Here is a 17774-nt window from a genome sequence, read left to right as displayed (position 1 = left end):
CATTACCATGATGTGAAGAAACAAGGTAGGATCAAAGCAAAACATATGAGTAAGGAAAAGGTTTGAGCAACCCAACGCTTAATTGGATGTTAGACAACCCCTACGTGCAGCAATGGCATATTGATGAAACACACATCGACCACTATCAGCATGTGAATAATGTAGCGTACCTGTCGCAGCTCGAAAGCTTAGCTTGGGCCCATTCAAACGCACTTGGCTTGCAGTTTGCTGATTATCAGGCGCTAAACAGAGGTATGGTGATAAAGCGTCACGAACTTAACTATCATCTACCAACACATCTTGGAGATACATTAGAATGCGCAACTTGGATAGTGCATTGCGATAGCAAACTTACCTTGAAACGCCAGTTTCAATTTATCTGCCCAAAGCGAAACAAAACCGTATTTGATGCTATAACCACATTTGTATGCGTCAGCCTTGATACTGGCGCGCCTAAACGAATGCCTAAGCAATTTGTGGACGTATATGGAAAGGCGTGTGAACAACAATGAAAACATGGCTCGCAGTTCTGCTTACACTTTTTCTATGTGTGTCGTTAGGCATCAATGTTTACCTATGGATTAACTTAAAGCAGCACAATGACGGCGCTTATAAGCTAGAAGCAGACTATGAGCATCGTTTACAACATGAGGCAGCGCAAGAAAGTGAAACTCAGGCGAGAGGGAATATAGAGCCATTCAACAAACAACGTGAATCTACCTCTTATCCAAACGCTGACAGAACTAGCATACCGTCAAATGAGCGTGAAGATTTGCGCTTATCTAAACGACAAATTGGCCAAAATGATATAGTAGCCTTAACGACTCTACTTAATGACGGACAGTATGCGTTGCTCGCCACTGAGCTTACAAAGTATTTGAAAAATGACCCGCTTAATGAGTCACTACTGTTGCTAGAAGGTGAGCTAATTGAACTTACGAAACCGCTTCCGACAGCACTTGTCCATTACTACGACTTAGCTGAACTGCCTCTTTCAAACGAAACACTGACATTTATAGACACAAAAATTGCTACCTTGTATCAACAGGCACAAACGCAGTTAAGTCAAGACGAACAATGGGAACTGGTAGCAAGATTGAACGAACCTTTATATCAGCGCATACCCGACGCGAAACACTACACTCTTAACCTGGCTGAAGCCTACGCCTATCAGCAAAAGCTTACGTTAATGGAAGACGTGCTTGCCGCCCTGCCATTAAACGATAGAGACGCAAATATCATTCGCAATAAAGCCTATGAAATGCGCGATATCGCCAACACAGATAACACGCCAAACGAAAGCGAACTAGCGCCACCAGACGCTGAGGCCGCACGTTATCAAACTCGCGTAGCTTTGCAGCGTATTGGTGACCAATATCGCCTTGAAGCAAAGGCGCTTAACCAAAAAGCCACCATGATTTTAGATACGGGTGCCAGTACCACTGCCATATCATCGCGATTGTTTGCTCGCTTGGGTCGTATGCGCAACCTCACGTTTATCGGTAACTTCAACGTTAGAACCGCGTCAGGAACAATTGAAGCTCCACTAGTACAAATACCGCGATTTTACTTTGCTGGCTATGAGTTCAACGATGTTTCTGCCATCGTGCTGCCCGAAGACGCATTACCCGATTCTGATGGATTATTGGGAATGAACGTCTTAGGCCAATTTGACTTTGCAATAATGCCCCAGTCTAGTGAATTGATCTTAACAGAGCGTGATAATTAGCGCGCAAACTTTGTTTAACGCTGCTCGTGCCCTGTGATAAAGTTCAAAAGTTCACAAATATTCAGACAGCAGTTGTAATGCCACGGTTGGTTTTTCTTTTCAGCATAATTTATCTAACAGGTTTAGTTAGAAGTATACATGCACAAGAGTATGCTAATTGTGTGAGCTGCCATCAGGAACAAGTTACGTTGTGGCAACAATCAGACCACGCTAAAGCAATGGCCCATGCTGATGATAAGACCGTGCTTGCCAATTTCGATAATGTTTCTATAACTCACTTTACGCAGAACGCACGCTTTTTCAAAAACGACGGTAAATTTTTTGCAGAGTTGACAGAAGCAGGAAGTACGAATATCTATCCGATTACTTATGTTTTTGGTCATTTTCCGTTGCAGCAATACCTCATCGAAACACAAGCAGGTAATCTTCAAGTTTTTCCTTTTGCTTGGGATGCTCGCGACAAATCAAAAGGCGGCCAACGTTGGTACCCCAATTATCCATCTGAAGATATTACTCCTATAGACAGGTTGCATTGGAAACAACCGATGCAAAACTGGAATGGTATGTGTGCAGACTGCCCCTCAAGCGGTCTAAAGCGTAATTTTGACACTAAGACGCTTACATTCGACAGCCAGTTTGATGAAATCAATGTGTCGTGCGCATCTTGCCACGGTGATATGGCATCGCATTATGCTGCAAATACACAAAGCGCTAAAAGAACTTAGATTGTCGAATACCGTAAATCAATGGCGGGGCGAAGGTAACCTCAATCAAAGTCTGGTTGAATATCAGCTCGGCAATATTCATCAAACAGAAAAGCTGCTAAAACAAGGTCTAACTGTAGATCCTTACTTTGAGGCGAACTACATCAACTTGGCCGAATTGTATCGCGCTCAAAATAAACTTCAGTTAGAAGAACAAACCCTCATTGATGGGATGAGCAATTTGCCTGATAGCGCGCTCATCCATTATTCGTTAGGCATGCTGCATGTTCGTAAACAAGATAAACCAACTGCAGTTACACTCTTTAAAAAAGCAACAGAACTTGGCCCTGACAACCCACAAAATTGGTATATTTACGCCCTTGCTTTAGATAGTGTAGGTCAGACGAAAAGCGCGCTCAGCGTGCTAAAAAAAGCCATAAAGAGGCAGCCTGATAATTCGCTTATCAGCTTGGGGTTGTCACTTTCACAAAAAATAGGCGATGAAGCGTCGTACCGCTTATTCCAGTCTAAAGTTAGGCGGTAGACAACTTGCCGCATTACTGAGGTAATGCTTTGCATGTCTTAATGGGCAAGCGTACTACCTGTAAAAAGCCACTAATCGGCATTTACTACAACTAATGGAAATGTCTCAAACGCCACGCCCTCATGCCCCGTTTTCATAAAGTTACGGATATTAGCGTGGTCGTTACCATCTGGGTTTGTAAGTACGTCTTCACGATAAAAGCGCCCAAATAAGGCTAGGGTTTGCGCTTGGTTTAGGTTTAAATGCTGACCGAGTGCGAGCAGTTTGCAAGAGCCGTTGTTCTGATTTGCTTCGTTTTTCACGTCACCATTAGTGAAAGCGGTGGGCGTGAAAACAAACGCGCTATCGATAAGCGCAATAACGTCGTTAAACTCGATAGTCTCTGGTGAATTGCTAACGGCTTGAACTAAGTCTTGAGTGTTGCTGAACGTCATATTTATCTCAAAAAAAAAGAAACGATAATAGCAGGTCTTGGTAACTTCAACAGGCGGAAACTGGTTTGGTTTCAGTTTTTATATAAAAATAACGGCTTTCGGCGACTAGAAAAAATAAACCCCTCCGAAAAAGAGGGGTTACCAACAATCTTAAGCACCTCTAAATGAGGCACTTATATTTCTGACTGTGTTTTTTGCACTAGGGCATTAAACCGCAGCACATACCCGTGTACCTTGGTCAATGGCGCGTTTAGCATCTAGCTCCATCGCTTCATCGGCACCACCTATTAAGTGGTAAGGCATGTTTAAGCCTTCAACGATATCACGCATCGGCTCTTGGCCTGCACAGATGATGATGTTATCTACCGGCAATACTTGGCTATTGCCTTCTACCGTAATGTGTAGCCCTTCATCATCAATTTTGTCGTAGCTCACACCTGGGATCATGGTCACGCCTTTGGCTAGCAAGCCTACTCGGTGTGCCCACCCCGTTGTCTTACCTAAACCCGCGCCAACTTTAGTTGTCTTGCGCTGTAATAGGAAAATCTCTCTCGGAGACGGCTCCGGCTGCGGCTTAACACCTTCAATGCCCGCGCGAGCCGAGAAGGTCATATCAATACCCCACTCTTTCATAAATGCAGGAATATCTTGGCTTGGCGTTTCTTTGCCATGAGACAAGTACTCCGCGGTATCAAAACCAATACCACCAGCACCGATAATGGCCACCTTATTGCCAACGGGTTTCTTTTCCTTCAATACTTCGATATAGGTCAGCACTTTTTCGTGCTCAATACCTTCAATCGCTGGCGTGCGCGGCTTAATGCCCGTCGCAATCATCACTTCATCGAATCCTTCATCGTTTAGCGCAGCCGCATCAACGTAAGTATTCAATTTGAGAGTAATATTTTTATGAAGCTCAATCTGGCGCTTAAAATAACGTAGCGTTTCGTAGAACTCTTCTTTACCTGGAATTTGTTTGGCAATATTAAATTGCCCACCAATTTCACTAGATGCATCATAAATCACAACATCGTGACCGCGCTCGGCAGAGGTCACTGCCGCTGCTAATCCAGCCGGGCCTGCGCCTACTACAGCAATACGCTTTTTGGTTTCTGCAGGCTTGATGTTAATTTCAAGCTCATGACACGCACGAGGGTTTACCAAACAGCTGGTCATTTTGCCGTTGAATACATGGTCAAGGCAGGCCTGGTTACAACCAATACAGGTATTAATTTCGTCGGCTTTATTTTGCTGGGCTTTGCGGACGAAGTCAGGGTCTGCCAAGAACGGACGTGCCATAGACACCATGTCAGCATCGCCGCGGGACAGCACGTCTTCAGCCACTTCAGGCGTGTTGATACGGTTCGATGTGATTACCGGAATTGAGAGCGCCTCTCGGAATTTTGCGGTAACCCACGTAAATGCCGCTCGCGGTACTTTAGTGGCAATGGTTGGGATACGCGCTTCGTGCCAGCCAATACCGGTGTTAATAATAGTGGCACCGGCTTTTTCGATTTCTTTGCCAAGCTGCACGACTTCATCATAAGTAGAGCCACCTTCCACGAGGTCAAGCATCGACAAACGATAAATAATGATAAAGTTCTTGCCTACCGCCTCGCGCACGCGGCGTACCACTTCAATTGGCAAACGTATACGGTTTTCGTATTCACCGCCCCATTCATCATCGCGGTGGTTAGTTCGTCTAGCAATAAACTGATTAAGGAAATACCCCTCAGACCCCATTATCTCAACGCCATCGTAACCCGCACGCTGGGCTTGGGTTGCGGCAGTGATGAAATCTTTAATTTGCTTTTCTATCTCGTCTGCTTCAAGCGCTTTTGGCTTAAACGGATTAATAGGCGCTTGAACCGCAGAAGGTGCAACAAGCTTAGGGCTATACGCATAGCGGCCCGTATGCAGAATTTGCATACAGATTTTACCGCCTGCTATGTGAACCGCGTCAGTCACTTCTTTATGGTTTTTAACCGCTTCGTCTGTATCTAATCGAAATGTTGATGGGTGAGTAGCACCCTCTTCATTTGGCCCAATACCACCTGTAACGATAAGACCTACACCACCTCTAGCACGTTCGCCATAGAATGCCGCCATGCGTTTGTGGCCATCAGGTAATTCTTCTAAGCCCGTGTGCATAGAGCCCATAAGCACGCGGTTTTTAAGAGTGGTAAAGCCTAAATCTAACGGACGAAATAAATGAGGGTAAACGGGATGATCGGTAACGGTCTGATTCATGATACATTCCTGAAAGTCGTTTTGGCTTTATAAAAGCCGTTAAAAAGCCTGTTTAAATATTCTTATCTAATGCGCTCTTTCTCTGAAGGCGCTATGTAATTCAACGAATTACATTCTTTTACGAATTCATTTTCTTAATAGCTGGGTGTAATGGCGGATATTCCGGCAGCGTTTTGGTTTTCTGCGCTTCCATGGCTTTAAACACATCTTCCATTTGGAACATGCCCGCTTGCCATGTGGCCATATAGTTCAAGCTCTCTGCCACCGTGTGTTCTACCGCGTAGTTAATCATAGTCTTGGTGCCTGAAACTGCTAACGGCGAATTCATTGCAATCTGCTGCGCTATTTTCATCACTGCGTCTAGCATTGATTCTTGGTCGTCAAATACCTGATTTACAAAGCCAAGCTGCTGCGCTTCCGCTGCACCAAAATTGCGACTTGTATAAGCCAACTCTTTAACAATTCCAATAGGGATAAGCTTTGGTAGGCGTTGTAGTGTGCCTACGTCCGCCGTCATACCTAACTGTGTTTCTTTTATGGTGAAAAAGGCGTCTTGGGTGCAATAGCGCATGTCACATGCACTAAGCAAATCTACTGCACCACCAATCGCCCCCCCCTGCACGGCCCCAATAACCGGCATACGTGCCTGCTCTATGGCAGTAAAGCTATCTTGAAGCAACATCACCATACGGCGCATACGCTCTGCTCTGCGCGACGGGTCGCCCTTAAAGTCTTCTTTCATATTCAGGAACACCGATAAATCCATACCGGCAGAGAAATGCTTACCCGTAGATGAAATAACAATGACACGGGCATTGCCTTCATCGTCTATTTCACGAATAGCCGCTGGCAATTCCGTCCAGAACTCTGGGATCATGCTGTTCATTGCATCGGGGCGATTAAGTACTACGTGGGCAATATGGCCCTCTTGTTTTACTTCTAATGTAGAGTACTTCATGGTTTGCGCTGTCTCCTTGGGCTGTTCCTGTTAACAAATTTGCAAACTAGACAGCGTCAAGATAAAAGGCTATGTTGACAGTGTCAAGATAAAACGTTATCTATTCGTCTCAATTTTGAAAATGGAAACATCGGGTTTATGGCTAATGCAGTACAAAGCTACCATCACGGCGACCTGCGCAGCGCGCTGATAGAAGCGGCTACCGCGCGCCTTTCTGAACACGGCGTTGATAGTTTATCGCTTAGAAAGCTGGCAGAAGATGCCGGAGTGTCACGTACTGCGCCCTATCACCATTTTAAAGACAAGAGTGCGCTTTTAAGCGCCATTGCAGCCAAAGGCTTTAGCGATTGGCATACCGCAGCTAAACGAATCTTCGAACAAGAAGACAAAACACCGCAGGCACGTTTCCGCGAATTTGTGCACGAATACATTGGCTACGCTGCCGACAACCCAGAGATGTACGAATTGATGTTTGGTCGCACTATCTGGCAAAACCAAGCGGCGACCAACGACCTGAAAGATGTTGCATTTCCCTGCTTTCAGTTTCAGGTGACGATGACGCGCTATTGGCAAGATAAAGGGCTTCTCCCGAATAATCAGGATGCGCTGAGACTCGCACAGGTTACTTGGGGCACGTTACACGGGATTGCACGATTGCTTATTGATGGTATATACGCTGACAGCAGTCATATCGAGGAAATGTGTGATTGTGCAGCAGATTTGTTTATGCAAAAACAGCCATAAGCAGCGCCATTTTTTACGCTTTTTTGGGCACACCGAACTGCCTATACAATCTCTAGGGTATTTACACTGCCTAGAGCAAATAAACTGCCTAGAGCAAATAAACAGCCCAGAGCGAGACAGTTCCTCGCTCTTGTTCCTTTTATCGAATTACGCCGATTCTGCTCTAGCTAGAGAAACCGGCTGCCCTTCATGTGCGGCTTTAATAAACTCTGCAGCACGTTCAGCAATCATAACGGTAGGCGCATTGGTATTACCGCCAATTAGACTGGGCATCACCGAGGCATCTACCACTCTAAGACCTGCTATACCTCTTACCCGCAATTGGGTATCAACCACGGCCATCTCATCGTCATCACTGCCCATTTTACAAGTACCAATCGGGTGATAGATGGTTTCTGCGCGCTCACGTAAAAATTCTAATATTTCTTCATCTGTTTGTGCCTCTTCCCCAGGATATAGTTCACTACCTTGGAACTTGTCGAAGTCTGGCGCAGATAGCAGCTTACGGGCAATGCGCACACCTTCAATCATGACTTGCTGATCTTCCTCTGCAGTCAAATAATTGGGGTCAATAAGGGCTTGATCAGCAGGATGGTTGCTTTGAAGCGAAATAGTGCCGCGGCTTTTGGGGTATAGACAGCATACGTGAAGGCCATAACCGTAACCAAAAGCTAACTGTCTTCCATGGTCGTTTAAAATTGCCGGTAGAAAGTGAAACTGTATGTCTGGACCTTGTGTCGCTAAGCTTGAGCTAACAAAGCCACCTGCTTCGGCAATGTTGGACGAGAAAATACCTTTGCGCCTAAACGCATAGTCTGCGGTGGCTTTTACGTAGGAAGGCAAGGCCCCTAACGCCACGGCATAGCCCTCTCTGGCTTTGCAGGTATACTGTACAATTGCATCAAGATGGTCTTGTAAGTTTTGACCCACACCCGGCAGGTCTTGTTGTACAAAGATCCCCTTTTCTTCTAGCTCTGCTCTGGGTCCTATACCCGAAAGCATGAGAAGTTGTGGTGAATTAATCGCGCCACCGCAAAGAATAACTTCACTTTTAGCAAAGTAGCGATTTACTACACCTTTTTCGCGTACCTGAACGCCAATAGCACGCCCTTCTTTTAATAGCACCTTTTCGGCAGCGACTCTTGTAAGTACAGTTAGGTTGTTGCGGTGCTTGGCCTGCGTTAAATATCCTTTTGCTGTAGAACAGCGCTGTCCGTTGGCCTGAGTAACATGGTAGTAGCCTAGCCCCTCTCTATCGTCTCGGTTAAAGTCGTCAAGCTGTTGATAGCCTGCAAACGAGGCTGCGTTAACAAATGCGTCCGACAATACGCTGGTATGCCTAAGCTTGCTAACATTGAGTGGGCCGCCTGTGCCGTGGTATTCATCAGCACCTTCTTCAAAATTCTCAGAGCGTTTGAAATAAGGCAGTACATCATCAAATGACCAACCTTCAGCCCCTTCTTCAGTAGCCCAGCGATCGTAGTCTTCTTTTTGCCCGCGAATATAACACATTGCGTTAACCGAACTGCTGCCGCCCAAGGTTTTACCGCGTGGCCAGAACAGTTCTCTGTCATACATCTCTTTTTGGGGTGCCGTGTGATAACCCCAGCCAATCCCCTCAAATCTACTGAGTAAAGATAACCCAAACGGGATATGAATGAGCGGATTAGTATCCTTTGAGCCAGCCTCTAATAGCAAAATATCTAACGCGGGGTTTTCTGATAAACGGGTGGCAAGCACCGCGCCCGCAGAACCGCCGCCTACAATAATGTAATCGTATTTGCTCAGTACTTCGCTCATTTCGCCAACTCCTTGAGGGCAAGACTATTAAATGTTAAAAAAACGTTGTGGTACGACCAGATTACCAAACAACACTTCGCCAAGAAAAGACTTAAATTGTAAGATTTAAAAAATCTAATAATCCTGATAACTTAAGTGCTATATCGAAGTAGCCCCTACTCTGAAAAAACTAACAACAAGCCACCGCCTAGTAGATTTAGGCTAAGAATGAACGTTGACCCAAAACCTATCGTTTAAAGACAAATGTAAAGTCTACCTTGCACAATGGCTTGTGAAATGGGGCAAGCTGACGCACGACGACTTCACGAAATCAGAGCTTCATGACCTCGTAAAAGGCAGCTTTCCTTACTCATTCACTTTCGATATCCCCATGGGAACTGGCACGGTTACCGTGCTTGAAGGAAATATCACGCTAGATAGTGAAAGCAACCGTATTGGTCTGCAGTGCCTCTCTGCGCTTAATATTGTGGTTGCCACCACGACTATTTATCGCGCTCATGTTGTATTTACCGTGTCGGCTTCCCCCTATTACGACAAAAATATGAGTACACTTTATTTGACCGACGTCACCACTGACAGCGTTACTCTAGTTAACGATGATTACGCGTTGATTAAAGACACGCAATTTCTGATGTCGCGCTTCTTCCCTAAAAGTGTAAACACACTGCTTGGCGGGTCGTTAAAGTCGGCCCTTTCGCTTTTTAGTGCCGGAACGTCTGATATTGCTGCAGACTATTTGCAGGTCTATTTATCTGGCTCGAAACAAGCAGTGTTGGACTACCACATCCCTCTCATTGACAGCGCCATTAAAAAGCAAATTAAGCAGGAAGACTTAAGCCATACTATGCGTAACGACCATTGGCGCGAGGTTCTGTTCTCAAAAGCTGGACAAAACGTGCGTGTAGAAGACGACGTACTGCGCTTCTATCTCATTGAGTGACAACGATTACTGTTTGGAACAATGCATGCTAGTGATCTGATACAATAGAGACAGGGACGGTATCCACCTGTTCACCAATATCGTCGATGTTTAGCCTGGGATCGTCCACACTTGCTTCAAGCATATCGAACGCCTCTTTAACGTAGCGCGCTAACGGCTGTAGCGACTCAATATTCTTATTGCAGCACACTAATCCCACATTTGCCGTGCCTGCATATGTCATGAGCGTAATATTTACCCCGCCACCAGGCGTCATGGTAGAAATGGGGTAGCAAGCCAGAAGCTCTGCATCTTTCAAATATCTTGTATCTTTAGGGCCAGGGACGTTTGAAATTAGAATGTTTGCAATGGGTTTGACTACGCTAGATAGCCTTAACCACTCAAAGACCAATGCAAGCGATTGAATCACAATGGTATAGCCACTAAATGCTGCAGGCCGCGCGTGCTGCGCTGCATGTTTTACAATGCGGTGGTTCACTACGATTTGGCGCAAGCGTAAGTAAGGATCAGTTTCGCCGTGAGCAAGCTGCACCGGCACAATAGCTATCTTATTACCCGTGGTTTTCTCGCCAGGTTTACGCAAATTAATTGGCATATTGGTGAACAAGGCTTTTTTAAATACTTGCCCGTGGTCTTGCAGCAGCTTATGTACGCCAATATCGAAGGCACATAGCAACACCTCGTTTGCCGTGGAGCGCGTCCGCCTTGCCAGGGCTTTCACTCGCTTAAAGTCTAAGTCCATGGTAGCCACAGCCCTTCCCGCTTTTACTTGTCCAGTCAGTACTGTTTTCGTACCAGTGAAGGGAATAGGCATATAATGTGGGTTTACTCGCAGCACTTTCATGAATATGCGAATAAAGATAATTAGCAAATCGAGCGCGGTTTTAAGCGCGTAACCCACTCCCACTAAGCGCTTGTAAAAGCTCACAGGCTCTCTGCGCTTATGGCGCAGTCGTTTTACTGCCCATACCGGTGTGAACTTAGTCTCATGAGAGTTTGATACATATCCCGTTTGGAACCAGCGCACTAAGGTTGCCCCATCGCCATACATATGATGAACCCGCGCATAAATAGCAAACGTCTCGCTGTTGTCATCAAAGATGAAATGGTATTGCCAAAGGGGCTTGTCGGGATCTAACCGCGAAGCATGTAATCTTGCTACAAACGCATCGAGTGCTTCGCGGTTTGTAACATCAGCCACACGATGAATTTGAACGTGATAATCCATGTTGAGCTTTTTTACCGGCGCAAACCCCACCGGGTACCCCAATACCGTTTTTACCGCACAGTTGAAGGGAGAAGTAGCACGGGCAAAGCTTCTTATTTCCTGGAATAATTGAGGGACATATTCGGTACTTTTTGCCCCTTTAGGTATGGCAAGTAGCTGCAAGCAAGCTACGTGTTTTGGATTCTCGTCTGACTCGGTTATCCAAAATGACTTATCTAAGAAACTGAGCGTTTTTGCCATTACTATTCCTTTACGCGAAGTCGAGGGGTGACGGGGTTGAGGCATCTCTCATGAAGTCATGAGAGTCGAGCATCTGTTCTAACTGCTGTTTTTGTTCATCGGACAGTGCCAACCTTGGCAATACGCTTACCATCATTAGCGACAAGGCATGATAGCGCTGCATCGTACTATCCATATGGCTGTTTAATTCATCAAATTGACAAGACTGTGTGATGATTAAGGACATTAAATCCACCATAAGTGCCCTGTCTGCCTTTGAGGCAATAAGAATGTCTCGTTTCGATAGTGACTCAAAAAGAAACGCTAATTGCTTATTCAAGCTAGACAATATGTGCTGTCTAGGGCGCACGATACTGGGATATTTTTCTGCTAAGTCAGCCGGGCTACGGTAGAAAAAGCGAAATACATGAATACTATCTATAAGCAAATACAGGTAATACATAATTTCTTCAGGATGAAGTGTATCGAGCTTTTCTCGGCTTAGTATCTTCTGCATCTGCTGCTCATGCATTTTCATCAACGCGTTAACCAGGCTGTCCTTGCCTTTAAAGTGGTAGTAGAGATTCCCCGGACTAATATCCAGCTCAATGGCGATATCAACACTGGTAACAGTGTTTTCGCCGTGCTCGTTAAATAAGGTTAGCGCGGTGAGAAGTATTTTCTGCGCGGTTTTCATAATTTAGTTCAATCCTTTGCCAACCCAGTGCGTTAATTTTTTATTCGTGAAACACGCTACATAAACACCAGATAGAGTTGAGCAATACCAGCTACCATACCTAGAATAGCGCCGGTGACGATGAGCTTCCACTCATCCTGTTGATAGGCTGGGCGCAAAACGCCTTCAAATTCTTCAACACTTAACGCCTGCATGCGCTCACTTAAATCGTGCCCAATCTGCATAGCATTATTAGCGTAATCAAACGCATAAAGCAGATACTTATCAGAATTATCAAATATCTGACGCACCGCTAATGCCTTCATTTTATGGTAATTTTCTGACCCCACACCCAGCGCAAAATACGGTTGCGCTATAGCAACATAGCGTTCAATAGCGTCGTTGACATGAAGCTCAATGAGTTCTAAAAGCTGGGCTGAGCCTGAACCATGCAAGATTACATGGGTGATGTTTTTAGGCGTTATAAGCTTTTCTTCAATAATGTTTGAATAGACTTCGGACACTTCTTTTTGGCGCTTTAAAAACATACCTTGAATAGTAATCGGCCCCAGTTTTCTTGGGCGTTTGGGTTCGAATATGATTTTGATAGCAATCCAATTAGTGGCATAACCCACAAGCAGCCCACCGAACGGCAGAATCCACCATGCTTGGTAGAAATACCAAAGTAGCATGGTGGGCAAACCAAACAAAAAGCCAAAATAGAAGCCAGAACGCACAATAAACGGAAACTCTTTGCTGCCTGCCGTTAAGAAAATTTCATTAACGAGCTCGGGCGCATTCACCAGCTGCTCTACCACCAGCTCTTTAATATCTAAAATTTCTGAAACATTGTGCTGAAAATCGTCCACCATTTTATGAACCACATTAGGAATGTCGTTTTTGATACGTTGATAGACTAAATTTTTGCCCTGTACAGGTAACGCAGCCCAAAGTTGAGGCGCAGATTCTGCCATTACATCGTTAACGACTTTGCGAATAACTTGACTTAAACGCCGCTCAATTGCTTTAGTGAGCTCGTCTGCGTCTAAACGCTGCGCTAACTCTTCAACACTAAGCAGTTTGCCTAGCACTAGCTCAACCTCAATCTCGGCCATTTGGCGGCGCTTCGCAGGAATGAGTCCCTGCCACCCTAAGAAAGGCTTAATACCAACAAACTCAATGGGGTAAAACATCATTTTTACCGCCAGATAGTTGGTTAGCCATCCAACAATAGCGCTAATTAAAGGAATTGATAGCAGACTTAGCGTTTCAAAGTTCCATTCCATACTACGAACATGTTGTCCAATTTGTTATTTTCTCTCTCAGGCTACTGAGTGCTTATGAAATGGTCAATGTAAAAAGTGAAATTACTGCTAATTGTTGATTGAAAACAGCTAAATGAAAGTCTAAAAGTTAGAATGTTTGACCTTGTGTGATTCACCTAAAGTGCATCAGTTTTCTCAACAACAAACGATTAGGTAGTGAATTCTAAATTTACGCCATACACTCAAAATAGTGTATGGACCGCTGTTCTCATGCCCTTGCTTTGAGTCTTCGTTATAGAGACATTTAAAGACCTGTAATTTTTGAGAACTGCGTTCTAAGTGAAAACTATCGTTTTGCTGGTGTTTTTCGGGTCAGTGTACTTTTTTCAATGAGTAGAAGGCACTGCCCTCATCAATCAAAAATAGGTACTCGTCATGGCAGTATTCGACTTGCGGTTAAAAAAGCTTGAACATGAAATCGAGCATGCAGGCAATTATGATGAATATGAGGCCGCGTGCTTAGCGCACGATGCATTGTCTGGTGCTGAGGAATGGAAAGCCGAAGACGCTAGCGATGACTACGACTACAAACTAATTCGCAAACGGGTTCAGCGTCTACAGCTTGCCAGAGGCAAAGGCGATTTACATGCGCTTATGTCGATTCTGCACGAGGGGCTACACGGCAATTTAGGCAACATTGCCAACCCCGTATTACTTACCCAGTGTAAAATAGGCACTAAATATCTTATTGAACAGTTTATTGACGAAGTGATATTGGCGCTAGAGCAAATTTATCACGCCGATGAGCAAGATGTAGACTTTTACGAGAAACTGTCATTTTTTGAAGAGACTGCACACGCCTTCGGGCGCAGCTGCCTTATGCTTTCAGGTGGCGCAGGCTTAGGCTTTTTCCATGCTGGCGTGGTTAAGTCATTAAACGAAAAGAATTTGTTACCTACTGTAGTGTCTGGCTCCAGCGCTGGTTCTATCATCGCAGCCATGTTGGGTACGCGAACTCACGACCAATTATTAGAAGCACTCAGCGCCGACTTTATTTACGAGACTTTTAAACACTGGCGAAGCTTTGCCGGTCTTGGAAAGAAAGGGCTATTTGATAGTTCCGTGCTCGAAAACGCGCTGATTGAACTTTTCGACCTCACTACCTTCGAAGAGGCTTTTAAGAAAACAGGTCGACACATTACTGTGACGGTATCCCCTGCCGACCTTCATCAACATTCGCGCTTGTTAAACGCTAAAACCTCACCGAATGCCATTATTACTCAAGCGGTACGAGCATCCTGCGCGGTCCCAGTGATTTTCAGCCCCGTACAGCTAAGAGCAAAAACCCTATCAGGCGATATAGTGCCTTATATCCCTAATCGTCGTTTTGCTGATGGCTCAATAATGGCAGATCTCCCCTTTGAGCGCTTGGCTAGGCTATATGGTGTAAATCACAGTATCGTAAGCCAAACAAACCCCTTAGCAGTGCCGTTTATATCTGCAAACCGCATTGATCCCAACTCGCTTTGGGATATGTCGGCACGTCATATTGGGCAACTGGCAAAGACTAATAGTATTTTCGCTATTGATGTCATTGAGCGCTTAACTGGGAATAAGAGCGCTAAGCTAGCAATTCACAAAGTACGTTCTATTATTGATCAACAGTATGTCGGCAATATTAATATTTTACCCAAGCGGCAAATACGAAATTTATCGCAGGTATTGTCTAACCCCACCCGTGACAGCATTAGCCAGTTAATTGTCAGTGGAGAGCGGGCTTCATGGCCGCAACTACATGTTATAAAAAGAAATACCAAAATTAGTGAAAATTTACGGTATCATTTAGGCCAATTGAAAAAACGTGAGGCAGTGGAGCTCGGACATGAGGTTAAGTAACCTAATGCAGCGCTGACCTGACCTGGGTTACCCAACACAAAACAAGGGTAATTCGCAGCATCATTTGAAAGGACGACGGTGAGCGCACAAAGCCAAAACCCCGACAATATTTACACGCAGCAAGTAAAGCAGCTTATCAACATGATTTATCCTAAAGATACGGGCTATGGCTCGGTTTTTGAGGATGCTAGTCATTATTTTTCAGTTACTCCCTCTTTAGAGCAGCATATTGAAGACTTAAAAGCTCAGCTTAAGTTAATAGAAGGTAATAAAGACAGAGAGGTGCTTGCCGAGCAGCTTACCAAGCAGATAAGAAATAGTTCAGAAAAACTGGAAGAAGAGCGCCTAGCAAGGCTAGAACGACTTGACGCTGTAAGTACAAAAATTATTGAGCTTTGTGAGGGTGACAATTGGCAAGAAACACAGCAGCTTAGTGCAAAGCTACTGGGTACACTCATGTTGCTCACACGAGGCCCTGAGGGTAGTTTTGCTAAAGTGCACATGCGCTTCAAGCCGCTCTACAAGGCTGTTTTAACGTTGCGCTTGGTCGATAGATTATTAGAGCACGATACAATTGCCCACAAATATTTATCCAAGTACCGTGAAGCCGCCTCTCGCTTTCGCGGAAACCGCTATTGGCGAGATAAATGGAAAATTGAGCTTGGACGCCCTCTAATCACCGCAGCGCTTCTGCAAGATATTGGCTTACAAAGCCCTGCTGCACAAACCATATTAAAAGGTGAAAACGGCGACCTAGATGAGTTTCGTTTATTAGATGAATCACAGCGCAAAGACCTGCTGAAGCTGAACTATCACTTTACGTTACGTTACTTATCAGATGGTTTAGGACAGCCTAACTACGTAGGTAACAACAAAGAAGAGAGAGACCGTTTCAATAAAACGCACAAAGACGCTAGCGAGTTTTTGCTGAGTTTGGTTAAAGACGCCTTTGTGTCAAAATCCGGCTTAGGCGAGATTGTAAAGATCCCTCAAATTTACGTTTCCATTGTGCTTTCAACCAAGTCAGACTACTCGCGAATGAGCCTACCCAAGGGGTATATGCTAATTGAACAACTGGCGAAGAAAGGGGGCCTAAATAAACAGTTAGCACAGGACTTTGTTGAACTTGTGGGCTACTTCCCTCAAGGCTTCGGTATTACTTATATTCCGGTAAATGAAAAAGGACAAGAAAAGGACCAATACGAATGCGCCATAGTGATTGGTCTCAACCCAAAAAATCCAGCCGAGCCTTTATGTAAAGTGGTGACAAGAAATCAGAAGTATATAACTAGCGGTGCTCAGGAGATTATCCCCAAAGGGAGAAACTTGTACTTCCCGGCTAACAGAAAAAAGTTAATGCGGGTGGGTCAAGACAGATTGGGCGAAATCATGAGCCAGTTGTCGAGCAATTTCACGCCAGATGCTATTGATGATTTAGTACCAAGCTTTTGGGAACCGTACGACTTTTTTGGTTTTAAAAAACATCAGAATCTGTGGGCGAAGAACAATTAGCGAGTAAATATTCTTCTATAAAAATATGATAAAACATGGACTGGACGTTACGTTTTTATGACTATTGAGGTAAGCCGAGCACAACTTAGAAAAGCAAGATTGGGGGTCTGTTTTGTCGCTTTGATTGCCCTAATTTTTGTCATCGTCTTTTCAATACAAGTCTTTAAAGGGTTAGCTGGCCCAATCTCTTCAATGAATTGGGTTCCTATCAAAGCAACTTTAATAAATGTATATATTGACGAAATGATTACAACAACGACTAAAGATAATCGAAGTCAATATACTTTATACACGCCTCGTATCCTTTATAAATACAATACTAGTGGCCAAGAACATATCGGAAGAAAAGTTACTTGGGATGATATATACGACGATGGCTTTATGCTTGAATTAGGGTATGAGTTAATGAGAAAGTTTGCAGCTTCTGAACCAATTGAGATTTACATAAACCCAAATAACGAGGCACAGTCGGTTTTGATCAAAGGTATTATTTGGGAACATATGTCGATGTTGCTTGTCGTTTTTCTTATTTCTTGGTCGGTCTTTCTTTGGTTAGTGTACATTCTTAATTTCAAGTTGAAATATAAGCGCTGATTACTTTGAACTAATCTCGTTACACTTGAAGAGCTACTGTTGGCACATACAGTTCGCTTACTTAAATTATTGACATCTCCGTTTCATATTTTCTTTAACGCCTCTGCTGAAAGACGTAAAGCCAAACTCAAATACAACTATCTCTATGCGTAGTCTACGGCATTAATATTTCTTATACTCGTTTTTATTATTCAAAAGGGAATTTAAGTATGAAAGCGGATGACGAAATTACTATTACAGGAGAACTAGCTGCTGCGTATTTCGGTGAATCCGATCGGTCG

16 protein-coding genes are annotated in these 17774 nt (G+C 44.4%); 9 read left to right on the top strand and 7 right to left on the bottom strand.

The window, feature by feature from the left end; all coding sequences use genetic code 11:
• Nucleotides 1-62 precede the first annotated feature (62 nt).
• The 4 genes from ACX5KA_RS20520 (at nucleotide 63) to ACX5KA_RS20505 (ending at nucleotide 2977) form a co-directional block, all read left to right on the top strand.
• On the top strand, nucleotides 63-512 hold the full coding sequence (locus tag ACX5KA_RS20520) for an acyl-CoA thioesterase (RefSeq protein WP_039222736.1): 450 nt from the start codon (nucleotides 63-65) through the stop codon (nucleotides 510-512).
• On the top strand, nucleotides 509-1729 hold the full coding sequence (locus ACX5KA_RS20515; protein ID WP_458732088.1) for a retropepsin-like aspartic protease family protein: 1221 nt from the start codon (nucleotides 509-511) through the stop codon (nucleotides 1727-1729). Before ACX5KA_RS20520 ends, ACX5KA_RS20515 begins: the two co-directional genes overlap by 4 nt.
• Before the next feature lie 77 nt (nucleotides 1730-1806).
• Nucleotides 1807-2454 (top strand): multiheme c-type cytochrome, encoded by a 648-nt coding sequence (locus ACX5KA_RS20510; RefSeq protein WP_458732087.1) that lies wholly within the window; start codon nucleotides 1807-1809, stop codon nucleotides 2452-2454.
• On the top strand, nucleotides 2420-2977 hold the full coding sequence (locus ACX5KA_RS20505; RefSeq protein WP_458732086.1) for a tetratricopeptide repeat protein: 558 nt from the start codon (nucleotides 2420-2422) through the stop codon (nucleotides 2975-2977). Before ACX5KA_RS20510 ends, ACX5KA_RS20505 begins: the two co-directional genes overlap by 35 nt.
• Nucleotides 2978-3048: 71 nt before the next feature.
• Here ACX5KA_RS20505 and ACX5KA_RS20500 read toward each other — a convergent pair whose 3' ends face one another.
• The 3 genes from ACX5KA_RS20500 to ACX5KA_RS20490 form a co-directional block, all read right to left on the bottom strand.
• Complete coding sequence (locus tag ACX5KA_RS20500; protein ID WP_458732085.1) at nucleotides 3049-3411, bottom strand: HopJ type III effector protein; 363 nt, start codon at nucleotides 3409-3411, stop codon at nucleotides 3049-3051.
• Nucleotides 3412-3618: 207 nt separating this feature from the next.
• Nucleotides 3619-5661 carry an oxidoreductase gene (locus ACX5KA_RS20495; protein WP_458732084.1) on the bottom strand — a complete coding sequence of 681 codons (2043 nt, stop codon included), beginning with the start codon at nucleotides 5659-5661 and terminating at the stop codon, nucleotides 3619-3621.
• 118 nt (nucleotides 5662-5779) lie between these two features.
• Complete coding sequence (locus tag ACX5KA_RS20490; RefSeq protein ID WP_458732083.1) at nucleotides 5780-6619, bottom strand: crotonase/enoyl-CoA hydratase family protein; 840 nt, start codon at nucleotides 6617-6619, stop codon at nucleotides 5780-5782.
• 138 nt (nucleotides 6620-6757) lie between these two features.
• Between ACX5KA_RS20490 and ACX5KA_RS20485 the strand changes: the two genes are divergently transcribed.
• Entirely contained in the window at nucleotides 6758-7363 is a 606-nt protein-coding gene (locus ACX5KA_RS20485; protein ID WP_458732082.1) for a TetR/AcrR family transcriptional regulator, read from the top strand.
• Nucleotides 7364-7510: 147 nt separating this feature from the next.
• Here ACX5KA_RS20485 and ACX5KA_RS20480 read toward each other — a convergent pair whose 3' ends face one another.
• Nucleotides 7511-9163, bottom strand: coding sequence for a GMC family oxidoreductase (locus ACX5KA_RS20480; protein WP_039222748.1), 1653 nt, complete (start codon nucleotides 9161-9163; stop codon nucleotides 7511-7513).
• A 214-nt stretch (nucleotides 9164-9377) separates the two neighbouring features.
• Here ACX5KA_RS20480 and ACX5KA_RS20475 point away from each other — a divergent pair, with 214 nt between their 5' ends.
• Nucleotides 9378-10103: a DUF1439 domain-containing protein gene (locus ACX5KA_RS20475; RefSeq protein ID WP_458732081.1), complete on the top strand. Its 726-nt coding sequence runs from the start codon at nucleotides 9378-9380 to the stop codon at nucleotides 10101-10103.
• Between the two features lie 28 nt (nucleotides 10104-10131).
• On the opposite strand, the gene ACX5KA_RS20470 is transcribed toward ACX5KA_RS20475, so the two are convergent.
• From ACX5KA_RS20470 to ACX5KA_RS20460, 3 genes are read right to left on the bottom strand one after another with little or no spacing between them, the layout of a single operon-like run.
• The gene (locus ACX5KA_RS20470; RefSeq protein ID WP_458732080.1) at nucleotides 10132-11571 is read right to left on the bottom strand and encodes a wax ester/triacylglycerol synthase domain-containing protein; all 1440 of its coding nucleotides are present in this window, start codon (nucleotides 11569-11571) and stop codon (nucleotides 10132-10134) included.
• Between the two features lie 10 nt (nucleotides 11572-11581).
• A complete protein-coding gene (locus ACX5KA_RS20465; RefSeq protein ID WP_014976915.1) occupies nucleotides 11582-12247 on the bottom strand; it encodes a TetR/AcrR family transcriptional regulator in 666 nt (221 codons plus the stop codon).
• A gap of 56 nt (nucleotides 12248-12303) precedes the next feature.
• Nucleotides 12304-13512: a DUF445 domain-containing protein gene (locus ACX5KA_RS20460; protein ID WP_061095407.1), complete on the bottom strand. Its 1209-nt coding sequence runs from the start codon at nucleotides 13510-13512 to the stop codon at nucleotides 12304-12306.
• A gap of 414 nt (nucleotides 13513-13926) precedes the next feature.
• Between ACX5KA_RS20460 and ACX5KA_RS20455 the strand changes: the two genes are divergently transcribed.
• The 3 genes from ACX5KA_RS20455 to ACX5KA_RS20445 all read left to right on the top strand — a co-directional run bounded on the left by ACX5KA_RS20455 (nucleotide 13927) and on the right by ACX5KA_RS20445 (nucleotide 17493).
• Complete coding sequence (locus ACX5KA_RS20455) at nucleotides 13927-15387, top strand: DUF3336 domain-containing protein (RefSeq protein ID WP_318486453.1); 1461 nt, start codon at nucleotides 13927-13929, stop codon at nucleotides 15385-15387.
• A 78-nt stretch (nucleotides 15388-15465) separates the two neighbouring features.
• The gene (locus ACX5KA_RS20450) at nucleotides 15466-16899 is read left to right on the top strand and encodes a hypothetical protein (protein ID WP_458732079.1); all 1434 of its coding nucleotides are present in this window, start codon (nucleotides 15466-15468) and stop codon (nucleotides 16897-16899) included.
• Between the two features lie 57 nt (nucleotides 16900-16956).
• A complete protein-coding gene (locus tag ACX5KA_RS20445) occupies nucleotides 16957-17493 on the top strand; it encodes a DUF3592 domain-containing protein (protein ID WP_458732078.1) in 537 nt (178 codons plus the stop codon).
• The last annotated feature ends 281 nt before the right edge of the window (nucleotides 17494-17774 follow it).

This window comes from Alteromonas alvinellae (assembly GCF_902705805.1).
The sequence above is the reverse complement of the archived record's forward strand: the minus strand, read 5'-3'. Positions and strand labels throughout refer to the sequence as shown.